Source organism: Dysgonomonas sp. GY617, from assembly GCF_015233815.1.
In the GTDB taxonomy this organism is placed as follows: Bacteria; Bacteroidota; Bacteroidia; order Bacteroidales; family Dysgonomonadaceae; genus Dysgonomonas_A.
Map to the genome: position 1 here is coordinate 1 of NZ_JADCLR010000009.1, position 25461 is coordinate 25461.

Annotated in this window: 24 protein-coding genes and 1 pseudogene; 23 read left to right on the plus strand and 2 right to left on the minus strand. The window is 35.4% G+C overall.

Features of this window, described 5'->3' with window-relative positions; genetic code table 11:
- The 21 genes from IR022_RS08485 to IR022_RS08580 all read left to right on the plus strand — a co-directional run.
- Nucleotides 1–225: T9SS type A sorting domain-containing protein (locus IR022_RS08485; protein ID WP_194203402.1), on the plus strand; the 225-nt coding region annotated here is incomplete at its 5' end.
- Nucleotides 226–233: 8 nt separating this feature from the next.
- Nucleotides 234–3419: a hypothetical protein gene (locus IR022_RS08490; RefSeq protein ID WP_194203403.1), complete on the plus strand. Its 3186-nt coding sequence runs from the start codon at nt 234–236 to the stop codon at nt 3417–3419.
- An 11-nt stretch (nt 3420–3430) separates the two neighbouring features.
- Nucleotides 3431–4162 carry a hypothetical protein gene (locus IR022_RS08495; protein WP_194203404.1) on the plus strand — a complete coding sequence of 244 codons (732 nt, stop codon included), beginning with the start codon at nt 3431–3433 and terminating at the stop codon, nt 4160–4162.
- Nucleotides 4163–4164: 2 nt separating this feature from the next.
- The gene (locus IR022_RS08500) at nt 4165–7695 is read left to right on the plus strand and encodes a DUF6443 domain-containing protein (RefSeq protein ID WP_194203405.1); all 3531 of its coding nucleotides are present in this window, start codon (nt 4165–4167) and stop codon (nt 7693–7695) included.
- Between the two features lie 381 nt (nt 7696–8076).
- Nucleotides 8077–8229: a hypothetical protein gene (locus IR022_RS08505; RefSeq protein WP_194203406.1), complete on the plus strand. Its 153-nt coding sequence runs from the start codon at nt 8077–8079 to the stop codon at nt 8227–8229.
- A 117-nt stretch (nt 8230–8346) separates the two neighbouring features.
- On the plus strand, nt 8347–8586 hold the full coding sequence (locus tag IR022_RS08510; RefSeq protein WP_194203407.1) for a hypothetical protein: 240 nt from the start codon (nt 8347–8349) through the stop codon (nt 8584–8586).
- A gap of 143 nt (nt 8587–8729) precedes the next feature.
- Nucleotides 8730–8936 carry a hypothetical protein gene (locus IR022_RS08515; RefSeq protein WP_194203408.1) on the plus strand — a complete coding sequence of 69 codons (207 nt, stop codon included), beginning with the start codon at nt 8730–8732 and terminating at the stop codon, nt 8934–8936.
- Nucleotides 8937–9148: 212 nt separating this feature from the next.
- Nucleotides 9149–9493, plus strand: a complete 345-nt coding sequence (locus tag IR022_RS08520; protein WP_317174059.1) for an RHS repeat-associated core domain-containing protein — start codon at nt 9149–9151, stop codon at nt 9491–9493.
- Nucleotides 9494–9928, plus strand: coding sequence for a JAB-like toxin 1 domain-containing protein (locus IR022_RS08525; protein ID WP_194203424.1), 435 nt, complete (start codon nt 9494–9496; stop codon nt 9926–9928).
- A 2-nt stretch (nt 9929–9930) separates the two neighbouring features.
- Nucleotides 9931–10608 carry a hypothetical protein gene (locus IR022_RS08530; RefSeq protein ID WP_194203410.1) on the plus strand — a complete coding sequence of 226 codons (678 nt, stop codon included), beginning with the start codon at nt 9931–9933 and terminating at the stop codon, nt 10606–10608.
- Nucleotides 10609–10855: 247 nt separating this feature from the next.
- Complete coding sequence (locus IR022_RS08535) at nt 10856–11470, plus strand: hypothetical protein (protein WP_194203411.1); 615 nt, start codon at nt 10856–10858, stop codon at nt 11468–11470.
- 232 nt (nt 11471–11702) lie between these two features.
- The gene (locus tag IR022_RS08540; RefSeq protein WP_194203412.1) at nt 11703–12107 is read left to right on the plus strand and encodes a hypothetical protein; all 405 of its coding nucleotides are present in this window, start codon (nt 11703–11705) and stop codon (nt 12105–12107) included.
- A 390-nt stretch (nt 12108–12497) separates the two neighbouring features.
- On the plus strand, nt 12498–12956 hold the full coding sequence (locus IR022_RS08545; RefSeq protein WP_194203413.1) for a hypothetical protein: 459 nt from the start codon (nt 12498–12500) through the stop codon (nt 12954–12956).
- Nucleotides 12957–12975: 19 nt separating this feature from the next.
- Nucleotides 12976–14232, plus strand: a complete 1257-nt coding sequence (locus tag IR022_RS08550; RefSeq protein ID WP_194203414.1) for a phage baseplate assembly protein V — start codon at nt 12976–12978, stop codon at nt 14230–14232.
- Nucleotides 14153–15139 (plus strand): hypothetical protein, encoded by a 987-nt coding sequence (locus tag IR022_RS08555; RefSeq protein ID WP_194203415.1) that lies wholly within the window; start codon nt 14153–14155, stop codon nt 15137–15139. Before IR022_RS08550 ends, IR022_RS08555 begins: the two co-directional genes overlap by 80 nt.
- A 45-nt stretch (nt 15140–15184) precedes the next feature.
- Nucleotides 15185–15328 (plus strand): hypothetical protein, encoded by a 144-nt coding sequence (locus tag IR022_RS08560; RefSeq protein ID WP_194203416.1) that lies wholly within the window; start codon nt 15185–15187, stop codon nt 15326–15328.
- A gap of 83 nt (nt 15329–15411) precedes the next feature.
- On the plus strand, nt 15412–15813 hold the full coding sequence (locus IR022_RS08565) for a hypothetical protein (RefSeq protein WP_194203417.1): 402 nt from the start codon (nt 15412–15414) through the stop codon (nt 15811–15813).
- Nucleotides 15814–15872: 59 nt separating this feature from the next.
- Nucleotides 15873–16007, plus strand: coding sequence for a hypothetical protein (locus IR022_RS20170; protein ID WP_262892246.1), 135 nt, complete (start codon nt 15873–15875; stop codon nt 16005–16007).
- Nucleotides 16008–16150: 143 nt separating this feature from the next.
- On the plus strand, nt 16151–16468 hold the full coding sequence (locus IR022_RS08570) for a hypothetical protein (protein WP_194203418.1): 318 nt from the start codon (nt 16151–16153) through the stop codon (nt 16466–16468).
- A gap of 614 nt (nt 16469–17082) precedes the next feature.
- Nucleotides 17083–17346, plus strand: coding sequence for a lanthionine synthetase LanC family protein (locus IR022_RS08575; RefSeq protein ID WP_194203419.1), 264 nt, complete (start codon nt 17083–17085; stop codon nt 17344–17346).
- A gap of 993 nt (nt 17347–18339) precedes the next feature.
- Complete coding sequence (locus tag IR022_RS08580; RefSeq protein ID WP_194203420.1) at nt 18340–18891, plus strand: galactosyltransferase-related protein; 552 nt, start codon at nt 18340–18342, stop codon at nt 18889–18891.
- A gap of 27 nt (nt 18892–18918) precedes the next feature.
- Here IR022_RS08580 and IR022_RS08585 read toward each other — a convergent pair whose 3' ends face one another.
- Nucleotides 18919–20640 carry a S41 family peptidase gene (locus IR022_RS08585; RefSeq protein ID WP_194203421.1) on the minus strand — a complete coding sequence of 574 codons (1722 nt, stop codon included), beginning with the start codon at nt 20638–20640 and terminating at the stop codon, nt 18919–18921.
- Nucleotides 20641–21181: 541 nt separating this feature from the next.
- On the opposite strand from IR022_RS08585, the gene IR022_RS08590 reads away from it, so the two are divergent.
- Both IR022_RS08590 and IR022_RS19975 read left to right on the plus strand, forming a co-directional pair.
- Nucleotides 21182–23389, plus strand: coding sequence for a peptidase domain-containing ABC transporter (locus IR022_RS08590; protein ID WP_194203422.1), 2208 nt, complete (start codon nt 21182–21184; stop codon nt 23387–23389).
- A gap of 10 nt (nt 23390–23399) precedes the next feature.
- Nucleotides 23400–24710 carry an HlyD family secretion protein gene (locus tag IR022_RS19975; RefSeq protein ID WP_242053155.1) on the plus strand — a complete coding sequence of 437 codons (1311 nt, stop codon included), beginning with the start codon at nt 23400–23402 and terminating at the stop codon, nt 24708–24710.
- A 176-nt stretch (nt 24711–24886) separates the two neighbouring features.
- On the opposite strand, the pseudogene IR022_RS19980 reads toward IR022_RS19975, so the two are convergent.
- Nucleotides 24887–25450: pseudogene (locus tag IR022_RS19980) on the minus strand (site-specific integrase); the annotation flags it as partial.
- Between the last annotated feature and the right edge of the window lie 11 nt (nt 25451–25461).

The window sequence follows — 25461 nt, forward strand, 5'->3', positions numbered from 1 at the left end:
GTAGAATCTCAATTGACTCTAGAATATTATCTGGAAAATACAACAACGGTCAATATTAGCTTGTATTCAATGGATGGTAAGTTGGTAAAGAATCAGTCTATTGGCAAACTAGATAAAGGTATACATACGGAGTATATGGATTGTAGTAGCCTTGTTAAAGGGACGTATATTCTAAGAATTGAGGCTAATAACAAATCAACTTCTGATAAAATTATTAAAAAGTGAAAAATAATATGAAGAAAATAATATCAGTAATTACCTTATGCTTATTTTTCGCAGGTAATATTTATGGACAAACCCTTACGGCAGAACTACCTAAAGTCATTCCGACTTCTCCCAATGTGGCATCATTGGAAAAATTTGGTAGTTATCCGGTCAGTCATTCTACCGGAACAGTAAATATATCAGTTGATCTTTATAGTATTCCTTTAGGAAAAGGTGTCAACTTACCTATCCAATTAAACTATCACTCATCAGGGATTAAGGTTGATGAGATATGTGGATGGGTGGGGGCAGGATGGGCTTTATCTGCAGGAGGATGCATCTCAAGGGAAATAAGAGGAATAAAGGATGAGAGTCCAACCTCAGGTTTTTACAAATATTCGAAAGCAAACAAAGGACATAAATACCCATATCCCATAAAAATGCCTGACGACTATGAATTGCTTAAGAGTGTAGCTACAGGAACAGATGGGGAGCCTGACATTTTTTCATATAATATAAATGGAAGAAGCGGACGCTTTTTTATAGATAATTACGGTGAATTCCAGACTATTCCCTATTCCAATATCAAGATAGTAAAACATCCATTGGATAATACATCTGCTTATGGAATATGGGAAATGATTGACGAAAGTGGAATCAGGTATATTTTTAGAGAACCGGAGTCAACCGATGTATCCGGAAAACCTTATCCTACAGCTTGGTGGTTGGAAAAAATTATTTCCTCTGAAGGTAATGTACTCGCTGCATTTGAATATATCATTGATTACCAGATAGCCAAAGGGCGAATACCTCAATCAATAAAATTTGCAATATCACACACATCTTATTTTCAAGTTGCAGATATTCCTGATTATTTGAAAGACAATATTTCTTCAGAGCACCCTGAGTTTACTGCTCGTATTATCTCTAAAATAAATATACCGGGAAAGGGCTATTTGACTTTTCAAGCCAATGAGAGTAGACAGGACATCACTGGCAAGAAATTAACTCAGATAGAAAGTTATGATGCACAAAATAATTTCCAGACCGGATATACATTAAAATACACACAGGAAAATACACGTCCTTTCCTTTCAGAAATAAAAAAGACGGACAATATAAGTACCATTTCATATAGAAAATTCACATATTACCCAGGGTTATCTTCACCTGTATCTAGTTCTACTTCTCAAGATCTTTGGGGCTATTATAATGGAGCTAACAATGGAAACACCTTATTCCCTTTTATTTATGGATTAAGAGAAAGCTTAAGCGGGTATCCTTTCAGTAATATTGGTTATTACCAATTTGCAACAAATAGATATCCCTCCACTAAAGCTGTTTGCGGATCAATCAAAGAGGTTGTATATCCAACAGGCGGTTTTACTTCTTTTGAATTTGAAAATAATAGAGTTAGGACATCCGAACAAATGACTAATATAACACAACAATATGGGCAACTGAGCCAAAAAGCTTTTGGTCAAATAACTTCTACCGAATTTGAGGTTGCCACAGCTCCTCTCACAGGGACCATGTCTATCTCCAAGCATTCCGCAGGGATTTATGATACTGAAATTATTTTGTGGGATGTTACACAAAATAAGCAATATGCCTCCTATAGCACAACTGAAGGTGGTAGAACTCCGTCATATACTGATATTAATAATGGGATAATCAGATACACATTTCCGATTTCAATGGAAAAAATAGTCCCAGGGAAATATAAATGGATCATAAAAATCATCACTGACGTACCAACCAAAGTAACCCCTGATCCAGCTTCGGTTAGTTATTCATATTTCAAAGCAGAAGTAAGCACCGTAAACGAAAAAATGGTCGGTGGAATAAGAATTGCAAAAATAACTAATTATGATAAAGATAAATCAATTCTGTCACAGACTAAATACAGATACATCGAAAGTGACGGATTATCTTCGGGAATTCCCTCGCCTGACCCTATGTTTGTAAAAGACTATGCAGTAGGCATATGTGTTGGAACTACAATGATTTATGGAAGTCTGAATATCCGAGAATTATTTGACACCAATATCAATAACTATTCTGGAGAACCTGTTCAATACAGTTCGGTAACTGAAGAGGTAATTAAAGGAGCCAATGACATCATTAAAACCGAATACAGTTATTCTATACGTGATTTTAAAAAAGAAAATCAGTTGCCAAACGTTCCGAGTTTTGTCTGTATGCCAGTACCATTTACGAGTAACGAATACAAAGGAGGGTTATTGCTTACTAAAACAGAATACAAAAGTAGTAATGGAGTCTTTTCAAAAGTACGAAAAGAGACGAATAATTATACTATTAACGAAGATGCTCCCAAATTTAAGCCCTTATTCGTATATACTTATTTTAAAGAAATTAATTGCAAAACTACTACAGAAGCCAATTATTATGCTGGTCGTTATGATTTAATTTCCGCTAAAGTATACTTGAATAAGAAGACCATAGAAGAAACATCCGAAACAGGAGCAGTATCTACCACAGTGACAGACTATGTGTATGGTAACAGCACCTACCTTCAACCCACCAGTACTGTACAATACGATAGCCAAAACCGTAAATTCGAAACACTGAACAAGTATTGCTATGATGTCACTTCCGTTGTCTCGGATTCTATGAAGGTCAAAAATATGATCAGTCAGCCTGTTCAGATTATCAAGAAGGTAAATAATGTACAAAGCCAGCAAATGCAGTATAATTTCGGACACTTTAATACCAATAAAATAACTGAACTAAAATCCGTACTTGTCCAAAACGGAGCCAGTGATTTATATGGTTTTGAATACCTAAATTATGACAGTTATGGTAATCCAATTTATCTGGTAAAAGACGTTATTACTAAGATTATCTATCTGTGGGGGTATTCCGGACAATACCCGATTGCAGAAATTAAGAATGCCACCTATGATCAGGTTAAAGCAGCATTAGGTGGAGCAACCCCGGAGTCACTATCTTCAGCAGACACTCCCAATGCAACATTAATAAATGGTCTGCGTACCAATGCTAATTTGATTGATGCTCTGGTTGCGACCTATACTTATAAACCATTAGTGGGAATGCTGACCGCTACCGATCCCCGAGGAGTAACCACCTACTATGATTACGACAGCTTTGGACGCTTAAAAGAAACATACATCATAGAAAATACCCTTAAAAAAGTTATTCAGGTAAACAATTACCATTATCAGAACCAATAAAAGAAGACATAATGAAAAAGATCGTAATTATACTATTAATGATATTTATCATAATAAACTTAGCAGCCCAGAATCAAACTATAAATGGGAATCTCCATTTAACAGTTGCAGATGGGGGCACGCTTCGTATAGGGAGAATAAATGATACAAGTAATATAAATGCTCCAATAGGAAGTATAACAAGTCAATATAACATAGACTTTAGCGGTTATCGCGACGTTGCTACAGATCAGGTAGGAGCGAGAATCGCAGCCATAAGATATAATATCCACCCAGGAGATAAAGCCTATGTTCAAAATATGGGTCTTGCCTTTTATACCAATGGTTCAGGCATGAATCCAGGGACAACCGATTTAATAGAACACATGCGTATAAGCCCCTCCGGAAATGTTGGTATCGGAACATCTATTCCAAGGAATAAACTTGAAGTAGCCGGAACTATTCGGGCTCGGGAGATTAAAGTTGAAATCACAGCCGGTGCCGATCATGTATTCCATGAATCTTATAACTTAAAACCCCTATACGAAGTAGAACAATTTGTCCAAGAAAACAAACACCTACCCGAAATTCCCTCCGAAAAACAAATGCAAGAAGACGGACTCAGTATCAATGAATTTCAAATAAAACTCCTTCAAAAGATTGAAGAACTCACCCTGTATGTTATTGACCTGAAAAAAGAAAACCAACATCAAGGCAAACTCATCCAAGACCTTCAATCACAATTACCCACCAGTAAACAATAATCATGATGAAGAAACGATTATTATATATACTCGCTCTTTGTAGCACATTTAGTCTGCAGGCACAAGACATTATTACCTATAACACCCCCCAATCAGCCGGAGTCAAGGAAGCCTGCAAAGGATTCAGTTTAAAGCCCGGTTTTACCTTTAAAGCGGCAACAGGAAGCAGTATAACTCTACGTATCAACACCGCTGCCTGCAGTGCTGAAACATCAACGACATCTATCTCATCCAATCAAAATTATATCATCACCCTAACCCCACTCGGGCAAACCAAGTCAGTCACTTATAAAGATGGAACCATCACTGTTGACAGAACCCTAGAAAGCGATGTAAATGTCTTAACCCAGATCCAATACTTCGATGGCTTAGGACGCCCCATACAAACTGTCCAAAAAGGAATCACACCCGCTAAATCCGATCTGGTCACCTATCAGGAATACGACCCGATAGGACGTGAAGAAAGAAGTTGGCTCCCATCTGTCGGAGCAGGCAATAACGGAGCATTCATGACCTTGGCTAATGTCAAGACCAAAGCCAATGCCACATACGCAGACTCCGTAGCTTATTCTAAACCCGTCTATGAAGCCTCTCCATTGAACAGAATACTCGAACAATATGGACCCGGATCAGCCTGGAAAGCCAACGGATCTGTAAAAACCCGTTACCTGACCAATGTAGAAACAGGAGATGCCAAACTCATTTGTTCACTGTTCACTGTAGACGGAGCAGGGCTAACCACCAAAGTCAAAAGAACTGGAAATTATACAGCTAACCAGCTCTATGTAACCGAACTAAAAGACGAAGTCGGAAACCTGTCCTACGAATTCAAAGACAAGCTCGGGCAGGTAGTACTTACCCGTCAGCTGAATTTGGATAAAGACAATAAAGAAGAAAGATTAGATACCTATTACGTCTATGACGATTTCGGTAACCTCTGCTTTGTACTTCCTCCATTAGTATCCGACGTATTAATGACCGCAACAGGATCATGGGACAATACAACCAGTACACCTATAGCCCAATATGGCTATATCTACCGCTATGACGGACGTAACCGTTGCGTACATAAAAAGCTCCCCGGAGCAGACTGGACTTACTATGTATACGATAAAGCAGACCGTCTGGTATTTACCCAAGATGGAGAACAACGCCTCAAAGGTGAATGGCTATTCTCCATCCCCGATGCATTGGGCAGAGTCACTTTAAGCGGAATCTGTAAAACTGTAAATGCAGCAAATATTACAGTCGGAAGATTCGATAAAAACCTGATCAAAGCAGAATTTTCAACCTCCGGAACTCAAAAAGGCTATAATCTCAAAGTAGATGACACTGCACTTACTTTGGGAACATTCTCCATATTAACGGTAAACTATTACGATACCTATACTTATCAGACATTTACCGATATTAAAGCCTTGGGACTAGGATATACGACTCAGTCTGGTTATGGAACGCAATATGCCAGTAGTAAAGGATTATTGACCGGAAGTATGACTGCCTTGTTGGATGGATCTACTAAATTCCTGTATACAGCCATGTATTACGACTATAAAGGAAATATTATTCAAAGCAAATCCACCAACCATCTCGATGGAGTAGAAAGTGAGTACATTGCCTATACCTTTGCCGGAAGTCCCACGCAAAAGCTGCATACACATACAGCCAATGGAAAGACAGCCCAAACAGAGCTGTACACTTATACCTATGACCATGCGGGACGAATGACTACCGTAAAGCATAAACTCAATACAGGAACAGAAGTACTGCTGGCACAAAACACGTATGATGAGTTGGGACGATTAAGCACCAATACAGCCAATAATCAGCCCAACCTTAAAAACACCTATGCCTATAACATACGCTCGTGGACAAACAGTATAACCAGTCCTCATTTTGTGGAGAAGCTTACCTATAATCTTAATGGTAATATAGCCACTCAGAACTGGGCGCAGGATGGAAAGAACCGGACCTATACCTTTGCTTATGATAACCTGTCAAGAATTAAATCGGCAACGTATACCAATACAGCTTTTCCGTTGGAGAAATTTGCAGAAAATATGACTTATGATAAAATGGGTAATATCAAGACAGTCCTACGTGAAGGATTGACAGGCGAAGCGATCTACGGAACAATCGATAACCTGACTTTCGGATATACAGGCAATCAGTTGTTATATATAACTGATGCAGGTCCCAATGTAAATCTGGGTACTTCGGCAGATTTTAAGGATTATAGTAAGGTAACTACGGCCGAATATACCTTTAATAGTAACGGGGCGATGACTAAGGACCTCAATAAGGGGATTCAAGGAATCTCATATAATAGTATGAATTTGCCGCAGGAGATGGTCATAAGCCATACTACAGCTCGAGCTAAGAATTATTATACTTATAGTGCCACAGGCGTAAAATTAAAAGTGAGACATATAAATGACCCTACACTAAAAGAACAACCGGTTTTAGGTAGTACCAGTACAGATGGAAATATGAAGGGGCCAACTACAGATTATGTGGGTAATAAGATCTATGAAGGTGGGGTTTTAAAAACAATCCTGACCGATAATGGTTATATTGAAGGAGGAATTTACTCTTTTTATGTCAAGGATCACTTGGGTAATAATCGTGTAGTGTCTAACGCTTCGGCAAGTGCGGTTCAAAGTACCCAGTATTATCCTTTCGGGATGGCGTTCGCCGAGGGAACTACTACAATACAAGGTAAGCAGGAGTTTAAATACAATGGTAAGGAACTGGATAGGTCGCATGGCTTGAATCAGTATGATTATAGTGCCAGGTATTATGATCCCGCGTATGGTAGGTTTACGACAATGGATCCGCTAGCGGAAAAATATTATAATATATCTCCTTATGTGTATTGTGCGAATAATCCAATGAAGTTTATTGACCCAACAGGGATGGCATACAGATATGTTTATCCAAATGAAGAAGAAGGGGAAAAAGGCGGGTACTACGTAAATGATGATGGGAAAAAAGTGGAATGGGAGGAAGTCAATACTTGGCTAACGGCTCAAGGAGATAAGAAAACAGATCAAGATGAAAATTGGGGTACACTTACTATTTTAGCAAATCCAGGAAATGGAGGGCTATCTTCTCAAGCTTCAGGCTGGAGCCGATTTGGTCATTCGTGGCTCAAACTTACTTCAACTGATGGTGAAGAGAAAACTTTTGGAACTTTCAAAAAGGGAATAGTCCAAGATGGATTGAATCAAGGTAAAACTTTTCAAATAAATTATGAAAAAGATAAATTATATGAAGCCTACGAATTCTTATCAGCAAGTACTCCTATTACAAATAAACAGCGTCTTTTAGTCGATTTATTAAATCAGTTAAAAGGCAATACAGATTGGGCAAATGGCTATAACTGTACTGATTATGCTGTTGAAATGTGGAATGCTATAACAGGTCAAAATCTATACCCCGAATCTAGTTATAGAAAACCAACCGATTTATATAACATATTTAAGAATATGATTCCGATTTATTATCCCATACCTAAAAATAAAAGAAAATGAAATATATATTATTTATTATATTAGTACTTGTATCCAGTTGTTCCTTCCAGCCTGGAGACTCTAATGGAATTATCCTACAGAAGATATCAATAGACTCGGTAACCATTAGTATTATTGACTCGTATCATATTATAAAAGAGTATAAAACTAGGGAGGAAAAGGACACACTATTTATTGAGATAAAATCAATTTACACCCCTGACCCAGAAGATAGTACTGTGCATCCAATCTTAATTCCAATAAAAGCAGGGATTGACTATATTAAGTTACAAAATGACAAGGTATTTGACATTAATTCTATACCAATGTCACCCTATAAGTAATATGGATTAATATTATCTGGTTAGGTCTAGAAAATCAGAAACGTCTGGATTTCTCACGATGGATCCACTGAGTGAGAAGTTCTATAGCTGGTCGTCATACGTGTACTGTTATAATAACCCAATGAGGTTTGTGGACCCGGATGGTAAACAGGGTGTTTTGCCTGTACCGGGAGGTGCTATTCCTGTTCCTATTCCACCAGTAGCAGTTTAAGCCAACCAAACTGCTGATAATCACTTAGTTGAACAAGGGAGCACGATAAAGAGTGCTATCTCTGGAGCTGCAAATCTTATACAGGGTGCGACCTTACTTGCGGGAACAAAAATTTTGATGGACATTGGAGTGTTAGAAGCATCTACTAATCCAGGTTATGCAAATCAACGAAAGAACGACCGGGCAGCAAAAGAGGGAATAGATGCGGCTCAAGCTGCTGTAGCTAAGGGAATACAAGAAAATATGCCTACTCCCTCATTTGATAATGGTGGTGGCTCTGACCCAAAACGTCCACCACAAGGTGCTGTATCAAAAATAGTGGCTGGCGTTACCGCAGTAGCTGGGGTTATCCAGTAGGTGACCAACCCAGATGCAAGTAAAGATGCCCATGAATCTCATTTAGAGACTGCAGCAAAAAAAGTAAATCAACAACCTCAAGATCCACCTCGTGAACAAAGTAGATTGGATAAATTTATAGATTGGTTAAAAAAATGATATTTATGAATAAATTTAAAGGTTTTATAATTATGATTGGAAATCTATTAAGAATTCCAATCATAATACTAGCAATATGTTCTTTTGTTTTTGATAAAGAACTTAGAGATTGGACATTTATTACTTACATACTGTATATTATTTTATTGATGGCTATAATTGTCATTTTAAGTGGGATATTAGAATATTTAGAAAAAAATAAAGAAAAATGAAAAAATATATTTGGTATGTTTTCTTCTATTCAAACTATATTATTTCATATAGTTTTTATATATACTTTGTGATTTATGCATTTGGAGCATTCTTTAGAAAATCAGTTATATATAACTATATACTTATTCTATTATTGGGTTTATACTTAGGTTATAAATTTGCAGATAAGGCTTATTTATATTTAAGAAACAATAAGAAATAATGTATTCTTATCCAGTCTGATTATGCGGCATACGATAGGTTTACCACAATGGATCCACTAAGCGAGAAGAAACCTTGGTTAAGCCCTTATTTGTATTGCTCTAATAACCCAATAAATAGGATTGATCCCTATGGGAGAGATGATTACCGATTAGATAGAGACGGAAATATGCATTTAGTAAAAGAAACAGAAGCAAGTAATCATACAATATATGCAACTAATACCAAAGGAAATATTAATACAAAGAGTTCTATAAATGTAGATAAATATGTCATTAGTGGAAAAGAAACTGTAACTGGAGTACAGGGTCGGAGATCAGATGGAAGTATTGAAACTTCAACAATAGATATATAGATATATACATCGGCAGGTGATAAACAATCAACAGCACTGTTTGAGTTTGCTTCCAAAAATAGAGATGTAGAGTGGTCGCAAACAAAGACAACTCAAAATGGGGTTGATGTAAATTATATAGCAACAAGTCATAGTGGTAATACTGATGTTGGACAATCTTATGTGATAAGTAGAGTTTTTTCTCAGAATGATAAGAACTCAATAATGGGACTAGTAAGCACAAATATAAGAGAAGCCAACCATAGCCATCCGAATGGTTCCACGATTGTATCTGGTGGAGATGCAAATTCAGCAAAGACTCTCCAATCAAGATTTCCTAATGCGAAGATGCATAATTATACACCAAATGATGGTAAATATACTTTCTTTGACGAATATTCAGAGCCTGGATTATTGCCTGTGATTGAAATTATAGCACCTCGTAAAAAGAAATAGCCATGAGTAAATATAGAATTATCTTGATTTTAGCTATTATGCTAGTAACAACAAAAATAGCTGCATGTGAATCTAATAGGAATAATACATTGGATTCGAAAGATGTTCAGGATTCCATTAGAACAATATTAAAAGAATTATCAATACCGTCTTTCAATGTTTACGTAAACAGTCCAGATTCTGTTTTGAGGGTAGAATTTAAACATGAAGATACGATTGTATTAGAACAAGTCGTACTGGTAAATAATCAATTAGACTCTATATTAAACTATACAACTAAATTTTCAAGAAAAGATTCTGAGTTATATTTTTATATTACATTTATGAAACGTGATGATGATTTGTATTTTGAAATACTTGAAGATTATCCCAATAATTACCTTTTTGAGATTAAGGGAAAGGGGGACTCCTTTCACCAGAGAGAAAGTCCTAAAATTTATGGGTATTTAAAATATAAGGATTGGGATTTTTATATATTAGTATATCCTACTCCATGCAATCCTGAATATAAATATTTAGATAATTTTATTTATAAAACGAGGAACAAATTAATAATCAGAAAGAAGCTCCAAGATTATCCATTTGTCCAAGAAAACCCGATGTGGCTATATCAATATTTGGAGGGAAATATACAACTAATAAAATCAATTAATGATCAGGGGTTTTTCACAAACCCATAATTTATTACAACAACGGCTACTCAAACTGATGAGCAGCTGTTTGTGATTTATAGGACAGTGTCCCTTTCGCTTGGCTTAGTTCTAACTCTCGTAGGTTCACCTACGGGAGTTATATTATAGTATAACATGCTTACAGTTAAACCACTCATTCATATCCCTCTAATATAGCCTTTATTTCCGCCTCTATCTTCGGATATTCGAAAACTATTACGGTTGGTCACCCTATGTTTATGTAAGCAATAATCCGATGAAATATATTGATCCGGATGGAAAGGATTGGTTTGTGAATAATGAAAATGGAAATCTTACTTACCTAAAGGGAATTGAAGATCTATCAAAGCTAAATCAAGACCAGTTGGATAAATACAAAATGGGTGATGTTAGCCAATATGAACATTTAGGAGCAGATAATATGTTTGGAGATAAGATTATGCAAAAAGGAGCTAATCTTTTAGATAGAGAATCTCTGTCTATTAAGGCTGATGGAACAGCACAGACCTTCATGGTTCATTTTGGGTATGAAACAGCAGACAGATTAACTGTAAAAGAAACGGAGACGGTTCAATATACATTTGGACAAGAAAAAGGTGGTACACGATACAGTTATGACTCAAAGCAGATAGGAGAGGCTAAAATAACTTACGTGAAACCTGAAAATATGGATCAAAAGCAAATCTTAAAAGATAAGCCTAGTGATTATACATTTAGTAGAACCCGTGAAGTAATATATGCAACAACTAAACCCACTGGAGTTTACCAAAAATCATATTTTGAAGGACAAAAATTAGGAAGCACTGTAGGTGCCTCTGTAACTGCATTAGATGCAACAATAAATATACTTGAAGGACTATTTGGCAAATGAAAAAAGTACTATTGATAATTAGCTATTTGTTGATATTTATCTCATGTACAAGGAGCATTGATCAACAAAAATACTTAGAGACAAGATTAAAGCAAGTGAATGCTGAGTATCAACAAGATATTAAAGAAACTCAGATTTCATCGGATCTACTAAACCTCTTTCCAAATAGAATAGAATACATGCCAACGAGCAGAAAAAAAGCTATGCTGCAAGTAATGAGCGCATATCTTATATGTTATTTGAGTATAAGTTGCCGCAAACAATAGTAGACTCAATTAGCGATCTGTACACAAAGACAGCCATTCAAATCAGTTCAGGCAATGACTCCAGTCTTATTGTTGTTAAAAGTAAATTACAAATTGAGTTATACGGAAAACCTAGTTTATATAATAATAGAGCAGGAAAATCTTATCCAATACCTTTTTTTGAATCAAAAGAGTTTGATAATCCGGAAGATGTTGTTAGAACAGAAGATATGTACTCTAAAGCTAACAAATCGGGCTTATCAGATAATTTTAATATTTATATCTTAGGTTCTAAATCAGGTAATTATTGGGAAGGATTAAAACCATTAAATTATATGCCGGAAGGAGGGAAGAACGGATATTCAAGAGGAATTTGTGTAAACAAAAAATAGGAGTCATTATTTATTGGGTAATAATTTGGTAGGCTTATACCTTTTTACAGAAAAACCACCCGCTAATTTTTTCTAGTAGCAGGTGGTCTTTTATTTTAAAGAATTGCCTCTTTCCATTAAATGCCTGTATATTATATTTTTGATAATTTACAAGCTGACTTATAGTCCAAAGATAAATATAATCTGATAATCCCACTAAATTATAATACAAAAGTAGCAGAGTAAAAGAATGACTTATCCTATTTAGGGCTAAAATATAAAATCGAGTGGTAGTGTTTTAACGAAATTATTCGATTCTATTAGATAGACAAGAGATATCAATTAGTCTAATACTCGCTTGGAATTAGTTTCTTTATTAATTGATTTAACACGAACCTACATTAACACATTATGTCAACAACGAATTACCTTGCCGAAAAACTAGCTGCCACTGCCCATGTGGATGTGGATGGAAAGGAAGTTAAGTTTGTATTATTAATGCTCGATCAGGCATTCGGCCAACATCATAGTTTTCAAATCGTAATGGATTACGACACCCTCAAACAACCCTTTTTTAGTAATCCCCTTGAACACATCAAGCTTATAGGTAAAAGTGTAGAAATTGAATTACAGCAAGGTGTTGATAATGGGAGCGCTTATGAGTTCTCCGGAATTGTACAAGATGTAATTCACGAAGGAAAAGAAGGTAAACACGGCTATCTCATTATCGAAGGATGTAGTACGACTATTTTATTGGAACGGGGAAAACGACTCGATGTATTCTGTGAGATGGATTTACAAAGAGTCTTTACGGAAGTAACGGATGGTATCATCAATAAACAACTCTCCTGTGTAAATAACGGTGTATAACGGTCAGATACCCTTTCTGATGCAATACAATGAAAGCGACTGGAAGTTTCTTCAACGCCTGTCAGCCATATCAGGCGAAACATTGTTCTATACGGGTATGGATTTGGTATTAGGAGAATACAAAGACTGGGCACCGACAGAAGTAAGTTATGATAAAGAAATTACCAGTTTCAGGTTTGGAGCTAAGCTATTAGCCAATAACTTTACCCGTTACCAATATTTGGAATGGTTAGACGACACGCTTACACAAGATCTTTCTGAAAGAATAAGTAATTCAAATGATTATATAACTACCGCAGCAATAAGAAGCAGGGAACTAACAGAAAAACGTCCTGTGCGTAAGCCTATGGCATTAAATGTACAGGATAAAGGCTCTTTGGACGAATTGGTGGAACGTGAAAAGACAGCTACCGCAGCCCAGACAGTTTATGTTACTGGAACAGCAAAAACCTGTGCTCCAAGAATCGGCAGGTTATTAACCATCCGTATGCCTCAAAATATGCCGGAAGCCAATCATGTGGGAACGTATCGAATTGTAAAAATACGACATACGATCGACCAGAACAGTCGTTATGAGTGTGAATTTGAAGGCATACCTGCTGATCTGAAATTCTTCCCCACTCCTGATGTGAAGATGCCTGTTGCAGAGTCGCTCTTAGGTTTAGTCGTTAAAAACAATGATCCGCAGGGACAAGGCAGGGTATGTATGGAATTTCCTTTTGCTAAAGACAGAGTGAGTGAATCATGGATGCGTGTAATTACACCAAATGGAGGGTCAGGAGGTAAAGCCGGTCAGAACAGAGGGGTGGTTTTTATTCCCGAAGTAGGCGATCAGGTAATGGTTGGCTTCGAGTTTGGTGATGTCAATTGCCCCTATATAATAGGAAGCCTGTTTCATGGAAAGAATGGAGCTGGTGGTGGTAATAACAATACAACCAAAAGTATAATCACACGCAGTGGTATTCAGATTGTTTTTAATGATGATGCCAAATCCCTCCATATTGCAGATGCAAGTGGCTGTACATGGGATATGGACGGAAACGGGAATCTCTTGGTCAGTACACCAAAGAAAATCACCTTTACTACCAAAGATATCGAATTCAATGCCAGCAATACTTTTAATATAAATGTAGGTAATAATCTGCTTACTGATGTTGGCGATACAAACAGTATGTTTACTAAAACATTCAGAAACAATGTTTCGAAAGACATGCACATGTACAGCAATACTGCCATTATCAAGCAGTACGTTGAAAATGCAATTGCAGTCGGATGAAGTAACGGCTTTTGGGGTACAGAAAATGACACTCCATAGCGACAAGTCGTTTATTGCAAATAGTTTGGGGATGATGGACTTGAAAAGCTCTGATGCGATGACGTTAGCTCAGGATGCGGCAACACATACGGCTACCCCTACCGAAGAAGTTGCAGTTGCTGTAGTACAATTCAGGCAAAGAGCAGCAGATGCCAAATTATACGGTTTCGATTGGATAAGGGTAAAAGGTGAACCCGACAACGATTATGAAACAATCATAGAAAGCGCAGTAGATTCTGTTACTACCAATCCGGCAGGAGAAACTATCGTTACCGAATATGCCGATAAAGCAACTGCTTATACAGCCTTAAAAAAGAAATACAACCCTATACCTATTAAAAGAGATACGCCACCGACAGGGACGCAAGAGCAGGAATACTTTGTGACTAGAATGACATTGTTCCCTGCAGGTGTAGATAAAAAATACGTTTTTTCGCCGGCAAGTGATCCTAAAACAGAGGTTCAGTTAGAACTATGGGTGGAAATACTAAAAGGAGTTGATAAACTGGAGTTGGACTATGACAAGGCTATTTTTGATATATCAGAAATCAACCTGACCAATAAAGCGCCAAGTGCCAAAGCAAAACTATCAAGCACAATCACTCTTAAATGTAAGAAGGAATTTTCAAGTAAAGAAGAAATCAAAGTGTGGGCATACACCAAAGCTGTAGCAACAGGTGAGGCAACACCCGCAACAACTTCTACCGAAACATCGTCTGCATCGAAGTTCCTAGCTGGAAAGTTAACTGTATACCCTAATGCTGCAGCTAAACGAAAAAAAAATAAGAGTTGCACTGGTGCCAGTAATAACAGATTGGCGAAATTTAAATATCAGAGAGGTTTTTCAAAAAGGGGTTTTTCCTGCTGATGTTCCTACATATATTCAATATTTCACTAACCAGTCGCTAACAGAATGCACCATATAAAAAAACCTTTATTGGAAGAAGAAATGGACGTCATTGATATGTTCGAGGATAGTTTCATTTTAGACTTAAGAAGAATAGGCGATTATCATTACCAATATGGCACGATAGATTTCACACAGACACCTCATTAATAATTAAACAATACGGGAAATACATTTCAAATGAAACTGAACAACAATTACATGGAATTCCATATTGTTTGAAGTCGATTGTTATGCATCGGGATGCAGCAGGCAATGTAGATTATGTAGATCCTAACAGTGCTTTATATAATGATTTGAAAAGTAGATTTCATAGCAAATATCCTAATTATACAGATTGCTATCTTATTTTTGCTTTTGATCTGAAATTACCAATAACAGACTTAGTTGGTCAGGCAGAGGGATTTAGGACCACCAATTCTCTAATCATAAAAGGTTGCGATCCGGAAGCCGCGGCACATGAACTTCTGCATTGTATAGGGCTGGCTCACCCATTCAGGGATATCGCTGATACTCCCGGATTAACTCCTGAACAAAAAAGGCTCAGAAGCCAATCGCTCCGGAACAAATGTTTATTTTTGATAAATATGTTCAGGACAATATTATGGATTATCCGGCTAATAACGGAATTTTGAAAGAAAGAACCTGGACATGGTAATGGGAAGAATTAAATCCAAATCTAAAATAATATACAATGAATATAAGTACAAACGGACAACGAATGAGATTTGGGGGATCGTTTCGCTATAATAATATTGCTTTCAAAGGCTCACAAATTGACCGGAAGTTCAGCTATGGGAATCTAAAAAGGTATTTGAGGAGAATATAAATTACTACAGGTACAAGCGGAAGAGGAGCAAAAGCAACAAGAAATACAAGCTCGGAAAGGACAATCCCAAACTGAAAATAAACCGAAGGGACACACGATTGGCGGAGTAGAATTAACACCACAACAGTGGTAAATTCTGGAGAATGGGGGGGATTTATCTGGAAAAGATCAATAAGAAAGATAATAGCGGAGCATTTTCTTCCTATGTATTCCTCAATGATGAAAAGGACAAAGCTTTTTCGTCTAAGGAGAATCCGGACGGGTTTGTTAAATATGGCAGGTATGAGATGCGCATTAAGGATAAAATACTGATCGAGTCGGGCTATATCACTAAAGCCAAAGTGAAATGGTGGGGTGGTGTTGACTTTGCTTATCCTTACCTTTGGAAAGAAAATAAGGGGATACTGAGTATTGGGAATCATGGAGTGATCCGAGGGTACCCCAAAAGAAATAGAGAATAAGTCGCAAAAATAAACTCAAGGTAATAAATCAATTATCAAAAGGCAGAGACCGAAGATGAGATGAGTTTTTGTACTTATTGGTAAGATTATAAATATACGGAATACTCTCTCTAATGAGATATTGTCTACATGAAAAGCAGATCTCATCCGGTCAATATACTAAACAAGCTTTTTACGCAAATCAAATAAGTAAAAGCATGTGATTTTAAATTATCGAACAATGCAGAAATGTATTTTACTAAAATGATGATTTCCTCTAAACTTATGGATGATGATATTAAAAAGATAAAGATGATCATTGAGAATTTGAAAAAATAAAAAAGTAAACTTATTCGAGAATGATCTCTTTGATAAGCTTATAGATTAAAAGCTTTCGCAATGTTATTTAAGAATGATAAAATAAACGAATGACGTATTCATAACAAGTCCTATTCCGCTTTACATCTATTTGTTTAATTTGCTATTCTTTAAAAGATAAGAACTTTTATTATGAATAAGACAAGGAACCCTGTATGTAATTATCTTAAATCATAAAAAAATATAGGTTGAAATTATGGGGTATTATGTTTTATATATATAAATAAAGTTTGTTAATTCATCTTAACCTTACGAATATGATAGACACAGACACCTTAAATAAAAAACTTATTGCATCTCTAAACTCTGAAAACAATCTAGGTTTAGCTACTGGAAAGATGGGTTATTGCTTATACTTTTATGTGCTAAGTAGAAAACTTAACAATAAAGAATACCAAGATACTGCAGAGAAACTTTTAGATGAAATCTTTGATAATATCCAAATGGTGTCTGGCATTGATGTGAAAAATGGATTAGCCGGTATCGGATTGGGAATAGATTACCTCATAAAGAATAGTTAAGTAAAAGGGAATGTAAATGATCTATTAGAAGATATTGATAATATATCATTTAAACAAATGTCATATCCCAAATACACTGATCAAATTGATCTTTTATCTTTGATTCACCTAACTTATTATCTTCAGATTAGACTGATAGAGCAAAAAAAAGCAGTGAAAATGAATGTTTGTTCAAAGAACTTATAATAGAAACAATAAATAACCTGTATCTAAAAATAAATAATGAACTCCACCAAGAATCATTTGCTTATGATACCGACCCACCCTTACCTCAACTATTATATTTGTTAAGCCTTCTATACAATTTGGATTTTTATAATTATAGATTGATAAAAATAATAGAAGAAATAAGCTATTTTGGACTATCAACAATACCTATATTACACGCTAATCGTCTTTTTCTTTTGTGGGGGGTGGACAGTTTAAACAAACAAATTGCAAATAAGGATTGGAAGAAACATACACTCCTCCTAAGAAATAATATAGATGTTAATCATATACTGAACTATGAATTGAGTGACAAAAACATCTTTTTCAATAATGGTATAGCAAGTGTATATAACTTACTTAAAACTCAAAAAAATATTTCGCGAAGGATAAATTTGCAGTATATGAACAGACGATACGAGATAAAATAGTATATTCAACTATCTGGCAATTAATGTTAGATAAAGAAGATTGCTTTAGTGCATACAAGGGTTTATATAATGGATATTGCAGTATTCTTTAATTTTATAACACAATCGAGAGATATGAAAACAAATTTACAAGATGTTACTTTTCTTATTTTGATCAGACTAGATTCGTACAACGGTTAGAGAATATTTTAGTCGTAACAAATCTAATATGCAAATACTTTGATACAAGATCATCATTAGGTAAGCTACCTCTTATAATAGTGGCATCCTAAAAGCATTGTTAAATAGAAAAATACATTATGAGTTTATAGAAGATAAAGACCCTGTTCTATACAAGACTAAATATTTTAATCAAATGGCTAATTCTGTAAATACGCCTTATTTAGCTATTTGGGATGCAGACATTATACCAGATAAAAAAGCCATTATAGAATGTGTCCAACAATTAAGAAATCAAGAAGTAGATGTCACATATCCATATGATGGCATCTGTTATGATATCCCTCAAGTGATAAAGCCAATCTATTTTAAGAAGAGAGATATTAAACTATTATATTGTCATTTTAAGAAAATGAATCAATTATATAAAATGATTCTAGTAGGAGGAACTGTAATTGTAAATAGAAAAAAATATCTCCAAGCAGGAGCCGAAAATGAAGCACATTATGGATGGGGAAATGATGACTTTGATAGATTTCAGCGATTCAAAATATTGGATTATAAAATATACAGATATCCAATAAGCCTTTTTCATTTAAGTCATCCAAGGTTTAAAAATAGTTTCTCTAGAGATTTTATTTCGGGAAAGATATCAGTAAATGAGTATAATAAAATTCAAAATCTTACACAAAAAGAATTAATTTCAAAATTAAATCTCAATGAAGGTGAAAGAGTGATCAAATCATAGGGATTTTATTTGATAATATAGCAACAATTATCTTTTACTAGATATTATCTCTATGGCTTTTTCAAGAACTTCATCTCCACCTTGTTGGATACCTTTTATAGTAGACTTTACTTCAATGTCGGGAACAATCCCAATACGCTGAGTTTCTCTCCCATCAGGATAATAAACGCCCAGCCCTGTTATTGCTGTATTTATGCCTCCGGGTAAAGTAAATTTAGAAACATTTCCATCAGCTCCTGCGGTTGTACTCCCAATAAAGATACTATTTGGTATACATTGATATTTCATAGCTACAAATTCGGCATGACTTTGAGTTAGCTCATTTATTAGTACTATTATTTTTCCTCTATAATGGTTTTTGTTGCTTTTTCCAACTGTATGAGAGGGAGTAAAAGTGAATGTTCCCGGTGCTTTAAAGCTGCCCTTTGTAAATTTAGCAAACTCCAGAGATTGTGCATATAGTTGATCAAATTCCCAATAGCCTTTTACTTTCACTGAAGAAGGGTAGCATCGCAAGTCAATAATTATTCCTTTGGTGCTTATACTATCTGGTATTCTCCCTCCAATAGTACTTCCCGGATATATATAGCTGATGCTTTTATCCATTAGTAATAGTTGATAACAAGGTTTGTTTTGTTGAGATTTTGATGGAATATTTACATCCGAAAGTGGATAACAAATGATTGAATCCTTAAATGTCTCATTCTTACGTTCATATTGAATAAGTAGTTTGTTATTATTGGTTCTCAAAAGATTTAGAACAATATCACGTAATTGTGTCGGATAGTTTGAGGCTGAGGTAAAAGGTAATTTCCTTTGGATGATATCATCAATAGATTCGTCATTTATACTCAATAGTATATCCCCCTTTTTTATACTTAGAAGATCAGTACTTCCATGTTTAAGAAGTTCAGTTACAATAGCTTTATTTTCAATAAAAGTAATTTCATATGGGGCGATATTTATGCCCTTATACTTTTCTAGTGTTGTATCTCCATATATTTGGGCATGAGTGTCATGAATTTTGGAAATGAGTTTTAATAATAACAATTTATATTCCAATTCATTTTTTGCATCAATAAATTGAGGTATAAACTCAGGAAGTATATCATTCCAATTTTCGCCAATTAAGTATTTGTAAGGAAAGTAGTATTGGATAATATTCCAATAGCGAAATAAAGCCAGAAGATAATATCCAGTATCGGGATGTGAAAAAGATATGTGCTCATTTTCATTTTTGAAAATAGGATTGTTTACATCAGGAACAAAATCAATATAGTAATGGTCATTACCTCTTTTTGAATTCTTTATTTCGACTAATTGATTTACAACGTTATTGTCTAGAGTTGATCGATCTTCGATCCATGAAATATCGGGGTACATTTTCACGCTATCAGCAGGAATGATCGTATCTCCTTTTGAATTTTCGACCTTTCCTAAGCTATTGATCCATTCCTCAAAGATGCTATTTCTTTCCGACACAGATTTTGATTGCAGGATAGATGGCATAATCTGAAACAGTTCTATATCCCAATTGAATTTTCCTTCAGCAACCGCGGGATGGTAATATTTGAGGAATCCCCATATTTTGCATAAGAGAGTAAGGTTTTCTATTGTTAGTGTATCGTATTGTTCAATCGTTATTTTGGATCCATTAGTAAAATCTCGATTGTTTTCTTTATTCTTTGTTTTACAGAATGAGAAAATCAAAATAACAATTGTAACTCCTATAAAGCAGAGTTTTTTCATAGAATTGAGGTTTATGGTCTATACGCCAAATGTATTTCTTATATTTATAATATAGGTAATAAACGAGTGGAAACATCATCTTTGAAATTGAAATAATATAGGCTAACTTCTCTTATTAGCCATCTTGATATATTCAAAGTATTGTCGTTTGGCTTCTATTGATAACCAGTGGTTCATTTAATCGTTTAGATTATAGGGCTGCTTTGTTGTCTAAAAAACAAGCACCTTATAGAATCTGTTCTTAAAAATACGAAAACAGATGAAAATTTTATAGCTTTACACTTGTCTATATAAGAAAGTAAAAAACTAATTCCTAAACTGAATAATTTAAATCTAAAAAGAGAAAAGCAACAAACTAAAATTGCGATAAAATACGCTATTAACCAGTTATATTTGTTTGGCAAAGAATCGTCTTTTCGATAAAAAGCGTATACATTTACTAATTGTATATGATTCTATTACTGGGTATTATAACTGTGAAGTTGACAAAGCAAGCAACAATAATCTTAATATATCAAATATCCCAAAAGCAAAATAATAGATGAAAGTTTTTCCCAATTACAAACAACTGGATGCGATGGATTGCGGTCCTACGTGTTTGCGAATGATAGCCAAGTACTATGGTAGGTCTTATAGCATTCAAAATCTGAGGGAAAAGGCTTTTATCACACGGGAGGGTGTGTCTATGCTTGGTATCAGTGATGCTGCCGAAAGTATAGGTTTTCATACAAATGGTGTTCAAATAACCTTTGAACAATTAGCCGAGGAAGCTCCACTTCCTTGTATTCTTCATTGGAATCAAAATCACTTTGTAGTCTGTTATGGAGTCAAAAAGAGACGAAAGGGTGAGTATGAAATAAAGATATCAGATCCTGCTGGAGAAAAATATGTTCTAAATAAAGAACAGTTCTTGAAATGTTGGATAAGTACTAAATCCGAAGGAGAGGATATGGGTACTGCACTCTTACTCGAACCGACTCCCGATTTTTATACTTCTGATTTGGAGGGCGAAGAATCAAAAAAGAGTTTCAGATATTTTTTTCGTTATCTTAGACCGTATCGGTCGCAGGTAATTCAGTTAATTATTGGTTTAGTTGTAAGTAGTGCTTTAGCTTTAATATTTCCATTTCTTACACAAGCGGTTGTCGATCAGGGAATCGGTAATAATAATCTGAGTTTTATAACACTAATTCTTATTGCACAGTTAGTACTGTTTGTTACACAATTGGTTGTTGAATTTATACGGAATTGGATTACTCTTCATGTAAATACACGGATAAGTATTGCATTGATTTCCGATTTTTTGTCAAAGTTGATGAAGTTACCACTACGTTTCTTCGATTCGAAAAATATCGGAGATATTATGCAACGTATCGGAGATAACGAACGAATTAAATCGTTTCTCACAGGGTCAACATTAACTACACTATTCTCGTTTGCCAACTTTATCGTTTTCGCCATTATTTTGGCTTATTATAATCTTACCATTTTAGGAGTATTTGTTTTAGGTAACACTTTATATATTTTATGGATACTTCTCTTCCTTAAATACCGCCGAAAACTTGATATGAGTCGCTTTGCGCAGGCTTCGGCAGAGCAAAGTAATCTGGTGCAAATGGTTACGGGTATGCAGGAAATCAAGCTTAACAATTGCGAAAAACAGCAACGGTGGAAGTGGGAACGTATACAAGTGAAACTTTTTAAGATTAGTGTAAAGGGGCTGGCATTAGGTCAGTACCAACAATTAGGATCGATATTCTTTAGTCAGACTACTTCTTTGTTTATATCATTTATAGCAGCAAGAGCAGTGCTTGAAGGAGATATAACGCTTGGTATGATGATGTCTATCAGCTATATTCTAGGGCAATTATCGGGTCCGATAAGTCAGGTAATAGGTTTTGTACAAGCAGCTCAGGATGCCAAAATTAGTTTGGAGCGATTAAATGAAATACATAGTCGTGAAGATGAAGAGCAAACGATTGATTCTAAAATTAACGAGATACCTTCTTCTAAAACTTTAAGTGTAGAGGATATTTATTTCAGTTACGATGGTGCGGATAGAAATTATGTGCTAGATGGTATTAGCTTGGTAATTCCTGAAAATAAGATAACGGCTATTGTAGGATCTAGCGGAAGTGGAAAAACAACTCTAATAAAGCTTTTATTAGCTTTTTATAAACCCAATAAAGGAGACATCAAAATAGATGACATTTCTGTTGATGACATAAACCCTCACCTATGGCGGCAAAAGTCGGGAGCAGTTATGCAGGATGGTTTTATATTTTCCGACACTATTGCTAACAATATAGCAGTAGGAGAGGATATTGTGGATAAAAAACGACTTTTGGAAGCTGTTCAGATAGCCAATATCAAAGATTTTATAGAATCGCTTCCTTTGAAATACAATACTAAGATAGGTATGGAGGGCAATGGTATGAGTCAAGGGCAGAGACAGCGTCTTTTAATAGCCCGTGCAGTATATAAGAACCCCGATTTTTTGTTCTTTGATGAGGCAACCAATGCTCTGGATGCTAATAATGAAAGGCTTATATTAGATAATCTTAATGCCTTTTATAAAGGCAAGACAGTAATAATAGTAGCTCATCGTTTAAGTACCGTTCAGAATGCCGATAATATTGTGGTAATGGACAAAGGTAGGATTATAGAAGAAGGTACACATAAAGATTTGACTGATAAAAAAGGTGCGTATTATACCCTAGTTAAAAATCAACTAGAGTTGGGCTCTTAATAACTTGTATATGCAGGAAGACGAAAAAAAAATAGAACTAAGAAGTGAAGAATTTCAGGAGGTACTAGGTAGTGTTCCCCCTTGGATATTGCGTAGAGGAATTACTGTTATAGCCACTCTAGTACTTATTCTTCTTATAGGCAGCGCTATATTTAAATACCCTGATACGGTTGTTACCTCTATGGTGCTTACGGGTACTACACCTCAGGCAGCAATAGTAGCCCAGACATCGGGCAAGCTGAAGGAGTTGAATATCAAAGATGAACAAATTGTAAAAGCCGGAGATTATCTAGCTGTCATAGAAAATCCTGCAAAAACAGAAGATGTATTAAGGCTTAAGGATTATTTATTTCGTTTGAATGCTAATCTAGACAGTGTAATAATGCCTAGCCTTCCTAAAGACCTGAATCTGGGTAATATGCAATCCTTGTATTCGTCTTTCTATATAACTTCATTCGAGTATCAGGAATTTAAGCGTTTAAACTATTATGTGCAGAAGATAGATTTCATGCGATCGAGAATAACCCAGTATCAAGATTATTATAAGCAATTGATTCATCAAAAGAATATTATAGATGAACAAATGAAGCTAGCCAGAAATCAGTATTCAAGAGATTCTATACTGAATAAAAGAGGTGTAATCTCTCAAGAAGATCTCGAAGCTACAAAGAATAAATATTTACAAGGTTATCTCTCTCTTGAAACCATGAATGGAACTTTGCAGAATACAGAGATTGAAATCGCACGGATGCAAGAAAGCTTGTTGGATACGGAATATCAATATATCGACAAAAAAAATACGCTGGAAGCTCAATTAAAAACTTATATGGCTCAACTATTGACCGAGATTCAGTCATGGGAACAAACCTATGTGTTTGTTGCACCAATAGATGGTAAAGTCACATTCACAAGCTACTGGACAGATAATCAGAATGTAGTAGTTGGCAAAAATGTATTTAATGTTATTCCCGATAAGTCGGGCAAATTAATAGGAAAAGCCTCTATGGAGATGACACGCTCGGGGAAAGTAAAGCCCGGTCAAAGCGTTAATATCCGATTTGCGAGTTTTCCGGATAATGAATTTGGTTTGGTTAAAGGCTTTGTCAAAAGTATATCGATTGTTCCCTCTCTGAATGCCGAAGACAAGAACAATTATGTTGTTGAGATAGACTTGCCTGATGGATTGAAAACGACTTATAAGAAAGAATTACCATATCTACCCGAAATGTCAGCCCAAGCAGATATAATAACCGAAGATATGTCGTTATTAGAACGTTTCTTTATGCCCTTACGAAAAATATGGAAGGAAGGAATGGAATAAATAAAAGAAACGATGAAAAACAATATGCACTTCAATCTTCTCAAAACAATCAGACCGAACACAAAGTCGATAGAGCAAAACTTCGATCTCTCAATCGGCACACCATTCGCTAGCGTAACAGTTGTCGAAAACGTATGTCGTGCTACGTGCGTCGAAAGAGGTTTATTAATACCACACAATTCGGCGATCTCCCTCAGATATTCATTCATCTTTTGATTACTGCAACTAGGAAGTAGCTTCCCATTCATTCGCTTATCACTATACTTTTCTATAATCTCCTGTGGAATATCCAGTAAACGGATATTAGAAGCAACATTTGTCTTGGTTTGTTTAGTCATAATCCAAAGATGACCATCAAAACCTTTGGACACATTTGCATGTGTTAGCTTACATACATCAACATAAGATAAGCCGGTATAGCAGCAAAAGGCGAATATATCTCTCACGATCTCCAACCTTTGTACAGGAAATTCTTTCCGAATCATACCATTTAATTCCTCTTGAGTCAGAAACTCAGGATCAGTTTCATCAAACTTGAAACGGTAAGTAACAAAAGGGTCTTTCTGCATCCAGTCATTACTAAATGCAATACGAGTAATCTTCTTTAAATTCTTTAGTCGGGTAATAGCTGAGTTCTGGGCACAGTTCTTTTCCACTTTAAGGAATACATCAAACTTACGGATAAAGGCGAGATCAAGTTCTTTTAAAGCTATATCGGACAGATTATATTCCGCCTTAATAAACTCGGATA